At 72.3% G+C, this 16,918-nt stretch carries 15 protein-coding genes; 7 read left to right on the top strand and 8 right to left on the bottom strand.

Annotation, left to right across the window (positions count from 1 at the left end; genetic code table 11):
• Window positions 1-29 precede the first annotated feature (29 nt).
• The 3 genes from AB0924_RS29910 (at window position 30) to AB0924_RS29920 (ending at window position 3,770) form a co-directional block, all read left to right on the top strand.
• Entirely contained in the window at window positions 30-1,286 is a 1,257-nt protein-coding gene (locus AB0924_RS29910; protein ID WP_366913029.1) for a DUF1266 domain-containing protein, read from the top strand.
• A 228-nt stretch (window positions 1,287-1,514) separates the two neighbouring features.
• Window positions 1,515-2,873 (top strand): M14 family metallopeptidase, encoded by a 1,359-nt coding sequence (locus AB0924_RS29915; protein ID WP_358936434.1) that lies wholly within the window; start codon window positions 1,515-1,517, stop codon window positions 2,871-2,873.
• A gap of 90 nt (window positions 2,874-2,963) precedes the next feature.
• Window positions 2,964-3,770: an SDR family oxidoreductase gene (locus tag AB0924_RS29920; RefSeq protein ID WP_366913031.1), complete on the top strand. Its 807-nt coding sequence runs from the start codon at window positions 2,964-2,966 to the stop codon at window positions 3,768-3,770.
• Window positions 3,771-3,825: 55 nt separating this feature from the next.
• On the opposite strand, the gene AB0924_RS29925 is transcribed toward AB0924_RS29920, so the two are convergent.
• The 5 genes from AB0924_RS29925 to AB0924_RS29945 all read right to left on the bottom strand — a co-directional run bounded on the left by AB0924_RS29925 (window position 3,826) and on the right by AB0924_RS29945 (window position 8,311).
• Entirely contained in the window at window positions 3,826-4,371 is a 546-nt protein-coding gene (locus AB0924_RS29925; RefSeq protein WP_366913032.1) for a hypothetical protein, read from the bottom strand.
• A gap of 74 nt (window positions 4,372-4,445) precedes the next feature.
• Window positions 4,446-5,927 carry a gluconate:H+ symporter gene (locus AB0924_RS29930; protein ID WP_366913033.1) on the bottom strand — a complete coding sequence of 494 codons (1,482 nt, stop codon included), beginning with the start codon at window positions 5,925-5,927 and terminating at the stop codon, window positions 4,446-4,448.
• Window positions 5,928-6,111: 184 nt separating this feature from the next.
• Window positions 6,112-6,522: a RidA family protein gene (locus tag AB0924_RS29935; RefSeq protein WP_366913034.1), complete on the bottom strand. Its 411-nt coding sequence runs from the start codon at window positions 6,520-6,522 to the stop codon at window positions 6,112-6,114.
• A complete protein-coding gene (locus AB0924_RS29940; protein ID WP_366913035.1) occupies window positions 6,519-7,283 on the bottom strand; it encodes an IclR family transcriptional regulator in 765 nt (254 codons plus the stop codon). Before AB0924_RS29940 ends, AB0924_RS29935 begins: the two co-directional genes overlap by 4 nt.
• The gene (locus tag AB0924_RS29945) at window positions 7,280-8,311 is read right to left on the bottom strand and encodes a sugar kinase (protein WP_366913067.1); all 1,032 of its coding nucleotides are present in this window, start codon (window positions 8,309-8,311) and stop codon (window positions 7,280-7,282) included. The genes AB0924_RS29940 and AB0924_RS29945 overlap by 4 nt, the downstream gene beginning before the upstream one ends.
• Window positions 8,312-8,453: 142 nt before the next feature.
• Between AB0924_RS29945 and AB0924_RS29950 the strand changes: the two genes are divergently transcribed.
• Both AB0924_RS29950 and AB0924_RS29955 read left to right on the top strand, forming a co-directional pair.
• Window positions 8,454-9,731 carry an amino acid deaminase gene (locus tag AB0924_RS29950; protein WP_366913036.1) on the top strand — a complete coding sequence of 426 codons (1,278 nt, stop codon included), beginning with the start codon at window positions 8,454-8,456 and terminating at the stop codon, window positions 9,729-9,731.
• A gap of 8 nt (window positions 9,732-9,739) precedes the next feature.
• Window positions 9,740-11,347 carry a D-aminoacylase gene (locus tag AB0924_RS29955; protein ID WP_366913037.1) on the top strand — a complete coding sequence of 536 codons (1,608 nt, stop codon included), beginning with the start codon at window positions 9,740-9,742 and terminating at the stop codon, window positions 11,345-11,347.
• Between the two features lie 48 nt (window positions 11,348-11,395).
• On the opposite strand, the gene AB0924_RS29960 is transcribed toward AB0924_RS29955, so the two are convergent.
• Complete coding sequence (locus AB0924_RS29960) at window positions 11,396-12,229, bottom strand: serine protease (RefSeq protein WP_366913038.1); 834 nt, start codon at window positions 12,227-12,229, stop codon at window positions 11,396-11,398.
• 211 nt (window positions 12,230-12,440) lie between these two features.
• On the bottom strand, window positions 12,441-13,085 hold the full coding sequence (locus tag AB0924_RS29965; protein ID WP_366913039.1) for a hypothetical protein: 645 nt from the start codon (window positions 13,083-13,085) through the stop codon (window positions 12,441-12,443).
• 253 nt (window positions 13,086-13,338) lie between these two features.
• Here AB0924_RS29965 and AB0924_RS29970 point away from each other — a divergent pair, with 253 nt between their 5' ends.
• The gene (locus tag AB0924_RS29970; RefSeq protein WP_358936416.1) at window positions 13,339-14,550 is read left to right on the top strand and encodes a pyridoxal phosphate-dependent aminotransferase; all 1,212 of its coding nucleotides are present in this window, start codon (window positions 13,339-13,341) and stop codon (window positions 14,548-14,550) included.
• Window positions 14,551-14,678: 128 nt separating this feature from the next.
• The gene (locus AB0924_RS29975) at window positions 14,679-15,098 is read left to right on the top strand and encodes a hypothetical protein (RefSeq protein ID WP_358936414.1); all 420 of its coding nucleotides are present in this window, start codon (window positions 14,679-14,681) and stop codon (window positions 15,096-15,098) included.
• A gap of 83 nt (window positions 15,099-15,181) precedes the next feature.
• Here AB0924_RS29975 and AB0924_RS29980 read toward each other — a convergent pair whose 3' ends face one another.
• Window positions 15,182-16,912, bottom strand: a complete 1,731-nt coding sequence (locus tag AB0924_RS29980; protein ID WP_366913040.1) for an Ig-like domain repeat protein — start codon at window positions 16,910-16,912, stop codon at window positions 15,182-15,184.
• Between the last annotated feature and the right edge of the window lie 6 nt (window positions 16,913-16,918).

A 16,918-nucleotide genomic window follows, 5' to 3' on the forward strand; every position in this document is an offset into this window, starting at 1 on the left:
AAAGACCCACAACTCGAGAGAGGCACAGCATGTCGTTCGGTCCGCCGCCCGCGGGTTTCGGGCCTGCCGCGCCGCCTGTCTGGAAGCCGCCGACGGAGATCGAGCAGGCCCTGCTGGAGGCCAAGGCGCGGGAGGACTGGGCGGCGTACTTCGACACCCTCGCGGACAGCCGGCTGTACTTCGAGATACGGCGGGACGGGGCGGATGCCGAGCCGAGCAGGACGATTCCCGTCTTCGGGCACGATCCCCGGGTGGCCGGCGGGCGGGTGTGGGCCGTGTACACGGAGGGGATGCTGCCCGCGCCCGATCCGCACCGGGTGCTCGACTGGCAGAAGCTCGGGTGGTTCGCCAAGGTGTGGGCCCCGACCGATCCGGCGATGATCGTGGTCAACCCGGGGACTCCGTGCGAGGCGTTCCTGCCCTCCGCGCCGCCGCACTCCGCCGCGTGGGCCCAGTACGGCGCGCGGGAGCGGGCCCCGCTGGACCGGGCGCGGGTGCTCACGCTGCGGGTGGGCGGTCCGAAGGACGGGCCCGTCGCGCGAGGCCTTGCGTGCGGGACGCTGCTGATCGTGCGGGACGGGCTGGCCTGGAACGCCATGGCGTATCACGGGAACGGCTACACCTCGGAGCGGCGGCTGCTGCGCGAGTGGTGGGGCGTCGGGAGCCGGGAGGAGTGGCAGTCGCAGCAGCGGGCGCTGCTCGATCCCGACGGCGCCAATCCCGTCTGGGAGTTCGCCCTCGAGCTGCGGCGGACCATCGCACGCGACTTCGGCGGGCACGTCGACACCGGCTACTGGCGGGACGCCGTCGCCCGGGTGCTGCGCGCGCGGGCCGGCGGGGAGACCGTCCTCACTCCGGACGGGGTGACCACCACGCCCACCGTTCCGGAGGCGGAGACCGAGGCGCGCATCAAGGGGGTGCAGCACCTCATCGGCCGTATCACCCGGTACGAGGCCCGCTTCCGGGCCGACGGGATCCTGGACGGGAACCGGTACGTCAGCTCCGTCGATGCCTGGAACTTCGGGCGGGCGTCAGGGATGGCCCGTTGGGGGCTGGGGGCGCGGTACTGCTCGCTGCCGGAGGCCGAGGCCGCCGTCGTGGAGGCGGGCCGGGCCGCCGCGCGGTCGTACAAGTCGTGGCAGGACTTCGCCGCCGGGTACATCCTCGGGCGCTGTCTGCACTTCGACGACGAGGAGTTCGGGAACTGGTACACGGACATGGTGGACGTCCACCGGGTCCTGATGTCCGACCCCGAGAGCCCCTGGCTCACCGTCTCCTTCAGATGAGGTAGTGGCACGGCTCCGGCGAGTTTCGGACGGAGCCAGCGTCACCGTCGGCCATGTCTTGACCTGATCATGCCAACGTCGGACCATGAGCGCCAGCCCCGCACAGCGGACTCACAGCTACCGGCTTCCCGTGTCCGCACCCGCACGTCGCACTGAAGCACCTCAGCTCCCAGCTCCACTCCCCCACTTCCGGCGACCCCGGAATTCCTGGAGATCCAAGGAGAGTTCATGCGACTTCGCATCCGCGGCTCCGGCGCGCGCGGCGGCAGGCGTACCGCCGCACTCGGCGCGCTGCTGGCCCTCGCCCTCGCCGCCCCTGTCTCGGCCACCGCCACGCACGCCACCGCCGAGAGCGCCCGGAAGGCCGCCCCGGCGTCCGGTGAGGACATCCGGCAGTACGAGATCCATCGGAGCACGAACCCCGTGACGCGTACGGCCATCCAGGCCACCGGTGTCACCGTCGACGAGGCCGACGAGGAGACCGTGGTCGTCTCCGGCCGGGCCGACCAGATCCGGCGGCTGCGCCGGCTCGGTTACGAGGTCACACCCCTGGAGGCCGCTCCCGACCGGGCCGGTGCCCGGGGCGAGCAGCGGCTGTACGACTTCCCCGGCGCCGACTCGAAGTACCACAACTACGCCGAGGCGAACGCCGAGATCGACCAGCGGATCGCCGCCCGCCCGGACATCATGAGCAAGCGGGTGATCGGGAAGTCGTACCAGGGGCGGGACATCGTCGCCGTCAAGGTCAGCGACAACGTGGGTGCCGACGAGGACGAGCCCGAGGTGCTGTTCACCTTCCACCAGCACGCCCGCGAGCACCTGACCGTGGAGATGGCCCTGTACCTGCTGCGCGAGTTCGCAGCCGGGTACGGGACCGACTCCAGGATCACGAACCTCGTCAACAGCCGGGAGATCTGGCTCGTCCCCGACCTCAACCCCGACGGCGGCGAGTACGACATCGCCACCGGGTCGTACCGGTCGTGGCGGAAGAACCGGCAGCCCAACTCCGGGTCCTCGTACGTCGGGACCGACCTCAACCGGAACTGGGACTACAAGTGGGGCTGCTGCGGCGGGTCCTCGGGGTCGAAGTCGTCCGAGACCTACCGCGGCGCCGCCGCCGAGTCCGCGCCCGAGGTGAAGGTCGTCGCCGGCTTCGTGCGCAGCCGGGTCGTCGGCGGCAAGCAGCAGATCAAGGCCGGTATCGACTTCCACACCTACAGCGAACTGGTGCTGTGGCCGTTCGGGTACACGTACTCGGACACCGCCACGGGGATGACGGCCGACGACGCCGCCGCGTTCAAGGCCGTGGGGCAGAAGATGGCGGCGAGCAACGGGTACACCCCCGAGCAGTCGAGCGACCTGTACATCACGGACGGGTCGATCGACGACTATCTGTGGGGGACGCAGAAGATCTTCGACTACACCTTCGAGATGTATCCGACGTCCAGCTGGGACGGTGGGTTCTACCCGCCCGACGAGGTCATCGAGCGGGAGACCTCCCGCAACCGGGACGCGGTACTGCAACTGCTGGAGAACGCCGACTGCATGTACCGGTCGATCGGGAAGGCCGCCCAGTACTGCGGCTGAGCGGGCGCTGACTCGATTCCGCCCAGGGCCGGTTCGACGGGATCTAGGCTCCCAGCGTTTCGTGATCCCGGAGAAGGGCGCTGAACGGCATTGAGCGGCGAGCGAGTTGTCATCGTGACCGGTGGAGGTACGGGCATCGGGGAGGCCACCGCCCGGCTGCTGCGCCGCAACGGTCACCAGGTGGTCGTCTCCGGGCGGCGGAGCGAGCCACTGCGCCGCCTGGCGGCGGAGACCGGGGTCCTGCCCCACTCCTGCGACGTGGGGGACCCCGAGGCGGCCGAAGGTCTCGTGCGGGCGGCGCTGGGCGCCTACGGGCGACTCGACGGGCTGGTGCTCAACGCGGGCATCGGACGCGGCGGAGCCGTGGGCGACCTGTCGCTCGCGGACTGGGACGAGGTGATGCGCACCAACCTCACCGGGCCGCTGCTGCTCCTGCGGGCGGCGATCCCGCACCTGCTGCGGACGAGCGGGGCGGTGGTCGCCGTCGCGTCGGTGTCCGCGTTGCGCAACGGCACGAGCAACGCCCCGTACGCCACGTCGAAGGCGGCCCTGCTCCAACTCTGCCGCTCGGTCGCCGTCGACTACGGACGCCAGGGGGTGCGGGCCAACATCGTGTGCCCCGGCTGGGTCCGCACGGAGATGGCCGACCGGCGCATGGCGCGCTTCGCCGCGGAGGCGGGCCTCGAGGGCGGTGCGGAGGCCGCCTACGAGGAGGCGACGGCCGCCCTGCCCATGGGTCGGCCGGGCGAACCGGGTGAAGTCGCCGAGGTGATCGACTGGTTGCTGTCCCCGGCGGCGTCGTACGTCAACGGCTCGGTGCTGACCGTCGACGGCGGCACGACGGCCGTCGACCCCGGGACCCTCGGGTTCGACTTCCACATCACCCGCCGGGGCTAGGGCCGCTCGCGGCGGGGCACCGGTCCTCGACCGGCGCCCCTGTCACCACATGTCCCTACGCCTCTTCGAAGTAGGCGTCGAGCACCGCGTCGAGCTGGGACTCCCACTCCTTGAAGCGGGACCTGGCCGCCGCCTCGATCTCGATCGGGTACCAGCGACGGTCGGGCGTGTGCACCGTGATGGTGAAACGCTTGCCGAAGCGGGCGGACCCGGTCTCGACCGCGGCGATCTCGTCCCAGTGGAACTCGCAGTCCTCCTCGTCCAGGCGGAGGCGGACACCGCGGTGGTCGGCCACGAACCGGGCCCGGCGGTCGGAGGCCTCGAAGACGGGGGCGCCGTCCTCGGGTGCCGTCTCCTCCTCCGGTTCCTCCGCGGGTCCGGCCCCGGCCGGTTCGGCGGCGGCCCCGGCGGGCTCCGCGGCCGCCGGCTTCGCGTCCTCGGCGTCGGCCCCGGTGCCGGCGGTCGGCCCGGCGTCCGCCGGTTCCGGTTCCGGTTGTGTCGCCGGTGCGGTGATCCCCGGGATGAAGGCCGGGTCGAAACCGGCGCCCTTGACGGGCTCGCCCTTCAGGGGCTGGCTGCTCGATCCTATGCGCTGGTCCACGGCGGCAGTATGGACGACATTCCTGTGCCGGAACCAGTCAGCTCACTCCTCACGTCGGTTCACACAGGTCACACTTACACAAACAGGCTCACCACCCCGGCCACCGCGAACCCGGTGACCGACAGCACCGATTCCAGCACCGTCCAGGTGCGCAGCGTGTCCCGTTCGGTGATGCCGAAGTACTTGGCGACCATCCAGAAGCCGCCGTCGTTGACGTGCGAGGCGAAGATGGAGCCGGCCGACACGGCCATGATGACGAGGGCGACGAAGGCCTGGGAGTGGTGGCCCTCGGTCAGCAGCGGGGCCACGATGCCGGCCGTGGTGACGATGGCGACCGTGGCCGAGCCCTGGGCCACCCGCAGCACCACCGAGATCAGGTACGACAGCACGATCACCGGCAGGCCCACACCGTTGAAGGTGTCCGACAGCGCCTGCGCCACCCCGCTCGCCTTGAGGACCGCGCCGAAGACCCCGCCCGCGCCGACCACCAGCAGGATGTTGCCGACCGGCTTGAGCGACGAAGTGGACACCTGCTCCAGGGACTTGCGGGACCAGCCGCGCCGGATGCCGAGCAGGTAGTAGGCGAGCAGCAGGGCGAGGGTGAGGGCGACGAAGGGGCTGCCGACGAACTCCAGCACCGAGCGGCCCGCGGAGGGGTCGAGGGCGATGGACGAGAAGGTGGCGGCGAGGATGAGCACCAGCGGCGTACCGATGATGGCGAGGACCGTGCCGAGCGGCACCGGCCGTTCCTGCGGCGGCACGCCCTGTGCGCGCTGCTCGGCGAGGACCGCCTGCCGGGCCTCCTCGGCGGCCTCGACCATGTCCTGCGGTACGGCGACGAAGATCCGCCTGCCGATCCAGGCGGAGTACGCCCAGGCGGCCAGGACGGCGGGGACGCCGCAGACGACGCCCATGAGGACGACCCAGCCGAGCTGGACGTGCAGCAGTCCGGCGGCGGCGACCGGGCCGGGGTGCGGCGGCAGGAACGCGTGCGTCATGGACAGCCCGGCGAGCAGCGGCAGGCAGTACAGGAGGATCGACCGGCCGCTGCGCTTGGCGGCCGCGTAGACGATCGGGGCGAGCACGAAGATGCCGACGTCGAAGAAGACCGGGATGCCGAAGATGAGGCCGGTCAGGCCCATCGCGAGGGGTGCGCGGCGTTCGCCGAACAGATGCAGCAGGCGGGATGCCAGCACCTCGGCGCCGCCGCTGACCTCGAGGATCGCGCCCAGCATCGTGCCGAGACCGATGATGATCGCGACATGGCCGAGGATGCCGCCCATGCCGGACTCGATGGTGGAGACGGCGTCGGAGCGCTGGACGGTGCCGAAGAGTTCGGTGACCGACAGGCCGGCGAGCAGGCCGACGGTTATGGACACGGCGAGCAGGGCGACGAACGGCTGCAGCCGGACCTTGATGATCAGGAAGAGCAGCAGGGCTATGCCGATGGCGGCGACGGTGAGGAGCCCGGCGGTGCCGTCGACGAGGAGGAGCAGGCCTCCGGTGTGGGGTGGTGCGGCGGGCGCTGGAGCGGTTGCGGCGAGCGAATGGGACATCAGGGGGTCCTCTTCGTAAATGCATGCTGCTTTCGGGCAGGGGGGATCGCGGCACGGCACCGCGAGTGCGGTGCCGCGCCGTGTGCCGTGCGCGTGCTGGTGGTGCTAAGGGGGTGGCGCCAAGGGAGTGGTGGAACGGGCGCCCGCCGGAGGGGCGGCGCGGAGAGCGGAGTCCGGGCCGTCGTCAGCCCAGGACGGCGAGGGCGTCGATCTCGATGAGGAGGCCGGGCGGCAGGCCGACGTAGACCGTGGTCCGGGCGGCGGGCGGCTGGGTGAGGCCCTGCTCGCCGAAGTAGGTGTTGTAGATGTCGTTCATCTCGGCGAAGTGGTCCACGTCGGTGAGGTAGACGCGGATCATCATCACGTCGTCCCAGCTCGCGCCGCCCTCCTCGAGGATCGCCTTGACGTTGGCGAGGGTCTGGGGGGTCTGCTCGCGCAGCGTCGGACCGGCGGGCGTCGGGGCCTTGCCCTCCTCGGCGGGCAGGAAGCCGACCTGGCCGGCGACCTGGAGGATGTTGCCCTTGCGCACCCCGTGGGAGAACCTCGCGGGCGGGGTGGTGTGGGTCTTCGGGGTGAGCGCGGTCTTGTCGGTCATACGGGGGTGCCCTTCACTGGCGTTCTTCCGGAGTACTCGCCGCTGATCGCGTCCGCGGTACGGCGCACCTGCGGGAGCAGGGTGAGGAGTTCCTCGGCGGTGACGACGACGTTGGGCGCGGACACCGACATGGCGGCGACGACCCGGCCGTCGGCGCCGCGGACGGGGGCCGCGACGCAGTTGATGGACTCCTCGTGGCCACCGAGGTCGGTGGCCCAGCCCTGTTCGCGCACCTGCTCCAGCTCCCGCAGGAACGCTGCGGCGTTGGGGGTGGAACGGGGCGTGTAGAGGGGGTAGTCGAGCTGGTCCGCGAGGGCGCGGCGCTCGGCTTCGGGGAGGTCGGCGAGGAGGAGTTTCGCCACGGCCGCGACGGTGATGGCCACGGGCTTGCCGATCCGCGAGTACATCCGGACCGGGTAGCGGCTCTCCACCTTGTCGATGTAGAGCACCTCGTTCTCCTCGTGGACGGCGAGGTGCACGGTGTGGCCGCAGGCCTCCTTGAGCCGGACCAGGTGGGGATGGGCGATCTCGCGGACGTCGAGGTTCTCCATCGCTTCCTGGGCGAGGGCGAAGAGCCGCGCGCCGAGCCGGTAGCGCTGGTCGGACTGGCGGTAGACCAGGCCGTGCTCGTGCAGGGTCCGCAGGAGGCGGAGCGCGGTCGATTTGTGCACGCCGAGGCGGTCGGCGACCTGGCCGAGGTCGGCGGGGCCCTCGGCGAGTAGCGGCAGGATGCTGAGGGCGCGGTCGACGGTCTGACTCATGGGGTGTTCGCCTCCTCCGGGGCCCGGTCGGCCTGTGTCCAGCCGGGGCCGAGTCGAAGTCTCCCCCATGCCTCGTCGTCCAGGGCGGCGAGGCGGTCGGCGTGGCCGCGGGCGGGTGGGTCGGCGAGGTCGGCGGGGGTGGTGAGGGCGGCCGCGGCCGCCAGGTGGCCGTGGCGGAGGCGTCGTTCCACCGGCAGGCCGCGGAGGGTGGCGGAGAGGAACCCGGCGGCGAAGGCGTCGCCGGCGCCGATGGGGGCGACGACGTCCACCGTCGGTGGACGGACGGGAAAGGCGGTGCCGTCGGCGTCCTCCAGCCCCTCGGTGTCCCTGGTGAAGGCGGTCGCTCCGCCCTTGCCCTGCTTGACGACCACGGTCGCCGGCTCGGGCAGCGCCTCCCTGATGGCGCTGCCGCCGCGCAGTCCCCACACCTCACGTGCCTCGTCGTCGCCGACGAAGACGATGTCCGCGCGCCGCGCCAGTTCCAGCAGCACACGCGGCCCGTCGGCGCCCCGCCAGAGCGCCGGACGGTAGTTGACGTCGAAGGAGACCAGCGGGCGGCCGGGGCGGGGTGCCGTCAGCGCGCGCGTCAGGTCCAGGCACTCCGCGGACAGCGCCGCCGTGATGCCCGACAGGTGGAGTACGCGGCCGGCGTGGGCCGCGGTCAGGTCCGTGTTGGTCACGGACATCGCGGAGGCCGCCGAGCCGGCCCGGTAGTACGCCACCTCGTGGGCGGCGGTGGCCCGGTCGGCCGCCGTGCGGAAGTAGACGCCGGTGGGGCGGGAGGGGTCGGTGCGGACGGCGCGGACGTCGACGCCGTATCCCGCGATCCGCTCCACCAGGTGGCTGCCGAAGCCGTCCGCGCCCACCCTGCTCACCCACCGCGTGGAGTGGCCGAGGGCGGCCAGCACGCAGGCCACGTTGGACTCGGCGCCGCCGATGCCCCGTTCGAAGGAGGGAACGTCGGCGAGGCGGCCCGGCCGGGTGGGCAGGAAGGTGACCATGGACTCGCCGAGCGTGACGACATCCACGACGTTCACGATGGTGGGACTCCTCGTCATCCTGGGGTGAGCGGCTTTCGTTGACCCTGTGTCGGCCGAGATGCTAGACAGCAGTGAGCGACATACGCAATGGGCGTTGCATGGAGTGCAACGCACGGATCAGGAGGGTCACATGCCCCGCGAAACCGGCACCGAAGCGCTCGCCCGCCTCGCCGAGGAACGGGTGGACCACCGCTTCAAGGGCCTCCCGCCGGACGCCGAGGGCCTGACCGTCGCGGAGCTGGCCGCCCAGCGCCGCAACCTCTTCACCGGCGGGTTCAGCACGCCCGTCCTCGCCCTCTCCGCCGAGCGGCTGGAGCACAACCTGGCGCTCATGGAGACCTACGCGGAGCGGCACGGCCTCGCCTTCGCGCCGCACGGCAAGACCTCGATGGCCCCGCGGCTCTTCCAGCGGCAGATCGAGCACGGCGCCTGGGGCATCACGCTCGCGGTGCCGCACCAGGTGTGGGTGGCCCGGGCGTTCGGTGTCGAACGGATCTTCCTGGCCAACGAACTGGTGGACCCGGCGGCGCTGCGCCGCGTCGCCGCCGAGCTGGCGGCCGACCCGGCGTTCCGTCTCGTCTGCTACGTCGACTCGGTGCGCGGGGTCGAGCTGATGGACGCGGCCCTGCGCGGCGCCGCCCACCCGGTGGACGTCGTGGTGGAGCTGGCCGCGGGAGAGGGCGCCCGCACCGGAGTGCGCACGGAGGCGGAGTGCGCGGCCGTCGCCGACGCCGTGGCCGCCGTACCCACGCTCCGGCTGGTCGGGGTCGCGGGGTACGAGGGCGAGGTGCCGCAGGCCGACACCGGGCGGGTGACGGCCTATCTGCGGCGGCTGACGGCACTGGCCGCCGACTTCGACAAGAGCGGCCGGTTCGCCGGGGTGGACGAGATCGTGGTGAGCGCCGGCGGCAGCGCGTGGTTCGACGCGGTGGCCGACGTGTTCGCGGAGATCCCCGAACTGTCCGTGCCCGTACTGAAGTTGCTGCGTTCGGGGGCCTACGTCTCGCACGACGACGGGCACTACCGCAGGCTCACGCCCTTCGCCCGCGTCCCCCAGGAGGGCGCGCTGGAGCCCGCGTTCCGGCTGTGGGCGCAGGTCGTCTCCCGGCCCTCGCCCGAGCAGGCCTTCGTCAACGCGGGCAAGCGGGACGCGGCCCACGACCTGGACCTGCCCGAGGCCCAGGTGGTACGCCGGGACGGCACCGAGCGCCCGGCCGACGGGGTCACCGTGACCGGTCTGTCCGACCAGCACGCCTGGCTGCGCACCACCGGGGACGCGGACCTGGAGGTCGGCGACTGGGTCGGCTTCGGCCTGTCCCACCCCTGCACGTCCTTCGACAAGTGGCAGCTCATCCCGCTCGCCGAGGCGGACGGCACGGTCGTCGACTACATCCGCACGTTCTTCTAGGGGGCGCCGTGGAGGAGCTGGTCATCCGGGACGCCGACGTCGTCGACGGCAGCGGCGCGGACTCCTACCGCGCCGACGTGGTGGTCGACGGCGGCCGGATCGTCTCCATCGTCAAGGAGGCCGCGGCGGCGGGCTGTCAGCGGCCCGGGGCGCGGCGGGAGCTGGACGCCGAGGGGCTCGTGCTGTCCCCCGGCTTCATCGACATGCACGCCCACTCCGACCTGGCCCTGCTGCGCGACCCGGACCACAGCGCGAAGCTCGCCCAGGGGGTCACGCTCGAGGTCGTCGGGCAGGACGGGCTGTCGTACGCGCCCGTGGACGACCGGACGCTGGAGGAGGTCCGCCGGGCCATCACCGGCTGGAACGGGTACGGCGACGTCGACCTCGACTGGCGCACGGTCGGCGAGTACCTGGACCGCCTCGACCGCGGGATCGCCGTGAACGCGGCCTATCTGATCCCGCAGGGCACGGTCCGCGCGATGGCCGTCGGCTGGGAGGACCGCCCGGCGACCGGCCGGGAGCTGGACCGTATGCGGCAGTTGGTCGCGGAGGGCCTGGAGCAGGGCGCGGTCGGCCTGTCCTCCGGACTCACCTACACGCCCGGCATGTACGCGGACGACGCCGAACTCACCGAGCTGTGCCGGGTGGTGGCCGCGTACGGCGGTTACTACTGCCCGCACCACCGGTCCTACGGCGCCGGCGCCCTGGAGGCGTACGCCGAGATGGTGGAGCTGACCCGGCGGGCGGGCTGCCCGCTGCACCTGGCCCACGCGACGATGAACTTCGGCGTGAACGAGGGACGCGCGCCCGAACTCCTCGCCCTGCTCGACCGGGCGCTGGACTCCGGCGCCGACATCACCCTGGACAGCTACCCCTACACTCCCGGCTGCACCACCCTCGCCGCGCTGCTGCCGAGCTGGGCCGGCGAGGGCGGCCCGGAGGAGATCCTGGCCCGGCTCGCCGACCCGGCGACCGCCGAGCGCATCCGGCACGACCTGGAGGTCACCGGCTCGGACGGCTGCCACGGTGTGCCGGTGGAGTGGGACACGATCGAGATCTCCGGCGTGACCGGACCGGCCCTGGCGGACCATGTCGGGCGGACCGTGCGGGAGTCGGCGGACGCGCGCGGCGAGGACCCCTGGACGACCGCGCGCCGGCTACTGGTCGAGGACCGGCTCGGCACGACGATCCTCCAGCACGTCGGGCACGAGGAGAACGTCCGCACGATCATGCGGCACCGCGCCCACACCGGCGGCTCCGACGGCATCCTGCGGGGCGCGAAGCCGCATCCGCGCGCCTACGGCACCTTCCCCCGCTATCTCGGTCACTACGTGCGGGAGGCGGGCGTGCTGACGCTGGAGGAGTGCGTCGCCCATCTCACCGCGCGGCCCGCGGCCCGGCTGCGGCTGCCGGACCGGGGCCTTGTGCGCGAGGGCTACCGGGCCGACCTGGTGCTGTTCGACCCGGACACCGTCGCGTCCGGCGCCACCTTCGCCGAGCCCCGAGTGCTCCCGGCCGGGATTCCGTACGTACTGGTCGACGGCCGTCTCGCGATCGAGGACGGCCGCCGGACGGACGTGCTGGCGGGCCGGGCGGTCCGCCGCACGCCGGTGTGACCGCCCGGGCCGGGGCAACGGCTCGAACAGGAGTCGCGGCAGCCGGAGTTACGGCTTGGGCACGGTGCAGCCGGACGCGCTCAGGTTCAGCTTGTTGCCGGTGGTGAAGCAGGCCGGGATGTTGTAGGTCTCCTCGGCGTAGTTGATGCCCTGGCGGACGGTGACGTTGCCGCTCTGGTCGACCTCGCAGGGGTTGTTCTCGGTGCAGCGCTGGCCGTCCTCGTTGCCCGTGTTGTTGACGGCGACGACCTTGCCGGTGGCGGTGTCGATCACCGGCGAGCCCGAGGTGCCGCCGATGGTGTTGCAGGCGGAGGTGTAGCGGACCGAGTCCTTCCAGGTCCAGTCGCCCTCCTTCAGGCGGTACACGAAGCCGTCGATGTTGCAGCTGTAGATGCGCTTCCAGTAGCCGGAGACGACCTTGATGGCGGTGCCGGCGACCGGGTGGGTGTCCTGCATGGTGAGCGGGCTGATGCCGTACGAGCTCTTGATCGCCGCGTAGGTGGTGGTGGTGCGGTAGATCGTGACGTCGGTGTCCGTCATGGTCGAGTAGACGACCTGGTTGGCGCGGAGCGTGGCCACCTTGCTGCCGGAGGAGTTCAGCAGGCCGAAGGTGCGGCTGGAGGACTGGCCGGTGATGACCTGGCCGGGCGCCGGGAAGCCGGTCTCCAGGCAGTGGCCGTTGGTCAGCACGAGCGCCGGGTCGGTGTCCGCGGAGTTGGGGAAGCGGATGACCGAGCCGGAGCAGTTGCTGAGCGAGACGGTCCCGGCGAAGTTGACGGCCACCGCGTTGGCCGCCTTGCCCTGCGGTGCGGCGACCGCCGGGGTCGCGCCCAGCCCGGCGATGGCCAGGGAGGAGAGCGCGGCCAGGAGAGGCTTGTTCATGTGGGGGTCCCCTCGTACGACTTGGGCGACCGGAGATCTTCCGGTCGCCTCGCGTTTTGTCATGAGCATTCTCATGAGAGGGGCGTGCGGGGGCAAGCAGTTGTATGCGACGGCGTGGCCGCCCGGGGCATACGCGCGCTTTTGTCGGGTGGCGGACCGCAACTCGCGTGGGATCACTACCCACTTGGCGGCGCGTTACGGCCGCCCCCGGCTACCGGGGCCGCTTCGTCGCGCCGCGGCCGTGGCCCCGGCCGCCGCCCGGGGTGCCCGAGTCGGACTGCGTCGGCGTGGCGGACGAGAGCGTGGGCGCGGGGGTGACGGGAAGGGCGGAGGCCGTGGCGGCCGGGGAGCCGGACCGGGCGGACGCGCCGGAGGCCGCGGGCCCTCCGGTGGCGGTGGCCGCCTCACCGTCCGCGGCAGGCACGGACGCCGTGGACGACGCCGCCGGAAGGCCGGACCCGGTGCCGGGCACGCTCGCGGTGGGGGCGGAGGAGTCCGCGCCGGTGGTCGCGGCGCCGGGGACGCGGGCGGGCCCGTCGCTCGCGGGGCTGGTTCCGGCCGGGGCGCCGTCCGGCCAGGCGAGGACCGTGATCACCGCGACCACGCCGGCCGCGCCGAGACCCCCGGCGAGGAGCGCCGTCCGGCGGCGGGCGGGCGCCCGCCGCTTGCGGCGCCGGTCGCGTCGGCCGCCGTCCGCCCCGGCCGCGACGGGCGCGGGCGGCCCGGCGGGCCCGGACAGCCCGGAGAGGGCCGGCAGCTCGCGCGTCTCGTCGTAGGCGTTCTGCCAGCCATGAGCGGCGGCCGGATCGGCGTACTCCTCGTAGGAGGGGGCCGCGGCCGTCTGTGGGTGGTACACGTTCGGCTGAACCTCCGGCTCGCCGCCACCACCGTGCGCCTCGTACAACCCCACCCTCCCCTTGCCCGGCCGTCCTCGCCGCCCCCTGTCGCACCAGGCACATCAGCGGCCTCGGCGCACCGGCACCGCGGCGCATTCTAGGGACGCGAGCGACTTCTGAGACAGCTACCGCCGATAACGAGGCAAACCGGCACCGTCTCAAGTGGCGGAAGACACCACCCATGAGCCGTTACCGGGTCGTAAGCTCACGGACATGCAGGTGATCCAGTCGACCAAGCTCGCCAACGTCTGTTACGAGATCCGGGGCCCGGTTCTCGAGGAGGCGATGCGCCTGGAGGCGGCCGGGCACCGCATCCTGAAGCTCAACACGGGCAATCCGGCCGCGTTCGGCTTCGAGTGCCCGCCGGAGATCCTCGAGGACATCCTGCGCAACGTCTCCGGCGCGCACGGCTACGGCGACGCCAAGGGCCTGCTGGCCGCCCGGCGCGCGGTCGTCATGCACAACCAGACCATCGGCATCGAGACGGACGTCGAGCACGTCTACATCGGCAACGGCGTCTCCGAGCTGATCGTGATGGCGATGCAGGGCCTGCTGGACGACGGCGACGAGGTGCTCGTGCCGGCGCCGGACTACCCGCTGTGGACGGCGGCGGTCTCCCTCTCCGGGGGCACGGCCGTGCACTACCGCTGCGACGAGCAGTCCGACTGGATGCCCGATCTCGCCGACATCGAGCGCAAGGTCTCCGACCGCACCAAGGCGATCGTCATCATCAACCCGAACAACCCCACGGGCGCGGTGTACGACGAGGCGGTGCTCAAGGGCCTGACCGACATCGCACGCCGGCACAACCTGCTGGTCTGCTCGGACGAGATCTACGACAAGATCCTCTACGACGGCGCCACGCACACCCCGACCGCGAAGGTCGCCCCCGACCTGCTGACCCTCACCTTCAACGGCATGTCCAAGGCCTACCGGGTGGCCGGCTACCGCGTCGGCTGGATGTCGATCTCGGGCCCGCGCGCCCACGCCGACTCCTACATCGAGGGCCTGACGATCCTGGCGAACATGCGCCTGTGCGCGAACATGCCGGGGCAGCACGGGGTCGTGGCCGCGCTCAGCGGCCGGCAGACGATCAACGACCTGGTGCTGCCGGGCGGGCGGCTGAAGGAGCAGATGGACGTCGCCTACGAGCTGCTGACCCAGATCCCGGGCGTCAGCTGCGTCAGGCCCAAGGGCGCGCTGTATCTCTTCCCGCGCCTGGACCCGCAGGTGTTCAAGATCAAGGACGACCGGCGGATGGTGCTGGACCTGCTGCGCCAGGAGAAGATCATGGTCGTCCAGGGCACCGGGTTCAACTGGCCCGAGCCGGACCACTTCCGGGTGGTGACCCTGCCCAGCGCCGGTGACCTCCGGGACGCGGTGACCCGGATCGGGACCTTCCTGGACGGCTACGGCCAGCCCTAGGGGCCGGCCGCGGGACCCCTCGGGGTTCGGCCGAGGGTAGCCGGAAGGCCGCGATCCGTGACCCGACTCAACTTTAGACGAAATCCAAGCTAGGATGGTTTCCTGTCAGAGCACAGGAGGCCATCCCCATGTACGAACCGATCCGCACCAAGTCGGTCCACAGCACGATGGCCGGCGACCCTTCCGACTTCCCCCACCGCTCGCGCGAGGAGGAGCTGGACATCCAGCTCGCCGGGCATCTCGCCGCCCTGCTCGCCGTCACCGACGACCTGCGCGCCCTGACCCCCTCCGCCGATCTGGAGGCGGCCGCCGAGCGGCTCGCGGCCCAGGTGGCCCGGCTGCGCGGAGGACGGGCACCGCTGCGCGCCCAGCCGTCCGCCGCCGGTGAGCCGGCGGGCCTGCACCGGCGGGCGCACGCCCTCGCGGGCCGCGCGCTGGTGGTCGCCGCCTCCCGCGCCGACACCGCCGCGGCGATCCTGTCGGCCGAGCGGATGGACGCGCACGCCGCCGCCCTGGCCGGGCCGAAGGAACTCAGCTCGGCCCGCTGACCCCGCCCGGGGTCCCCGAACGGCCCCGGTCCGCGCGCATCCTGCAGCGACGCGCGGACCGGGTGCCACACATCCGGCCGGGCTCAGCGGCGGACGTTCACCGTCGCCGACGCCGTCGCGCCCTCGTGCAGGGCGTCACCCGCCCAGGCGACCGTGTAGGTCGTGTCGCGGCGGGTGCGCGGCAGGTCTTCGATGGTGAAGGTGCCGTCGGCGGCGACGGCGACCGACGACAGGGTGCCGGTGCCGAGCCGGTCCGCGCGTTTCACGGTGAGCGTGGCCCGCTCGGGCAGCGCCTTGCCCTGGGCGGCGAACGTGCCGGTGATGTGCACGCCCCCGCTCATGGTGGCCTCCTCGGGCGCGGTGAGCGCGATCGAGCTGGGCGCCCTGCCGACCGTGACGGTGTGGGTGACGTCGGTGGCCGGGCGGTGCGTCAGGTCGCCGAGGAAGGACACCGTGTACGTGGCCTCGCCGACCAGGTCGGGCTCGTCGAGGACGGTGAAGGTGCCGTCTTCCTTGACGGTCGCGGTACCGAGCTGGTGCGTGCCGTCGGCGTCCTGGCGTACGGCGGTCACCTTCAGCGGCCCGGCGGGCGCGGGCCCGTCCCACTGGAGCCGGCCGCGCACCGCCAGCGGCTCACCGGCCACCGCCCCGGAGGGACTGTGGGTGAGGCCGCCGGTGAAGCCGGTGTCGTACTGGACGGCCGGGGGCTGGATGACGTGCAGCCAGTACTGGCTGCCGGCCGCGTTGGTGGTCACCGCGAACAGCCGGGAGCCGTCGGCCGCCCACTCCATGCCGCGCGGGGCGACCCGGTCGCCGTCGAGGCTGCCCTCGAAGACGAACTCCAGCGGGGCGGTCGCGTCGGTGGGGTCGGCGGGCTGGAGGAGCAGGTCGGGCGTGGCGCCGGTGGCCGCCGCGCCGCGCGCCAGGTACTTGCCGTCACCGCTGAAGGCGACCGAGCTGGCGGTGGCGCCCGCCGGGAGGGCCGGGTAGGAACCGTCCGCGTCGGAGAGGTCGGCGGTGTTGAGCAGCCGGGTGCCGTAGGCCGCGTCGGCGAGGGCGACCTTGCTTCCGTCGGCGGAGAACGCCATGTCCTTCAGGTCGAGCGCGCCGTTGCCCACGTTGTCGGCGAAGCGGCGCGCGGCGTTGCGGACCAGGGAGTCGCCGCCGGTGTCGTAGACCGTGACGAAGGGGTCGGCCGCCTTCGTGCTGCGCGGCTGGCCCATCAGCATCCGGCCGCCGGGGCCCGCCTCGAGCTGGAGCCGGCCGTAGTCGTTCCAGCCGGTGCGGGTGTGCGTGCCGTTGACCACGCCGTCCAGGTAGGTCTGGGCGGTGGAGCACTCGCCGACGTACTGGGAGTACGGCGTGGTGAAGTACAACTGCCCGCCGGAGAAGGCCAGATCGCGGCCGCAGGTGTCGGTGTTGGTGTAGGCGACGAGGGCCGGCTCGAGGGTGGTGGTGTCGTAGGTCTGGATCTGCTCGCGCAGGCCGGCGTAGAGCTTGGAGCTGTCGGCGCTGAGGGCCAGACCGGAGACATGGGCCGGCGTCTGGAGGGTGGCGACCCGCTCGCCCTGGAAGTCGTAGACGGCGATGGTGCCCTTGTTGAGGTAGTAGCTCGTGTTGCTGTCGGCGACGAAGACGCGCTGGTGGACGGAGTCGACGGCGATCGCGGAGTACGAGGAGATCGGCAGCTTGACCACGGCGTCCGAGGCCGCCGCGTAGGCGGCGGGCGCGCCGGCGACGGTCAGTCCGGTCCCGGCGAGAGCGGCGGCCAGCAGTGTGGCCGCGAGCCGTCTGGATCGGTGTGCAGTATTCAACTGGGC

The organism is Streptomyces sp. NPDC047869 (assembly GCF_040704065.1).
Lineage (GTDB): Bacteria > Actinomycetota > Actinomycetes > Streptomycetales > Streptomycetaceae > Streptomyces.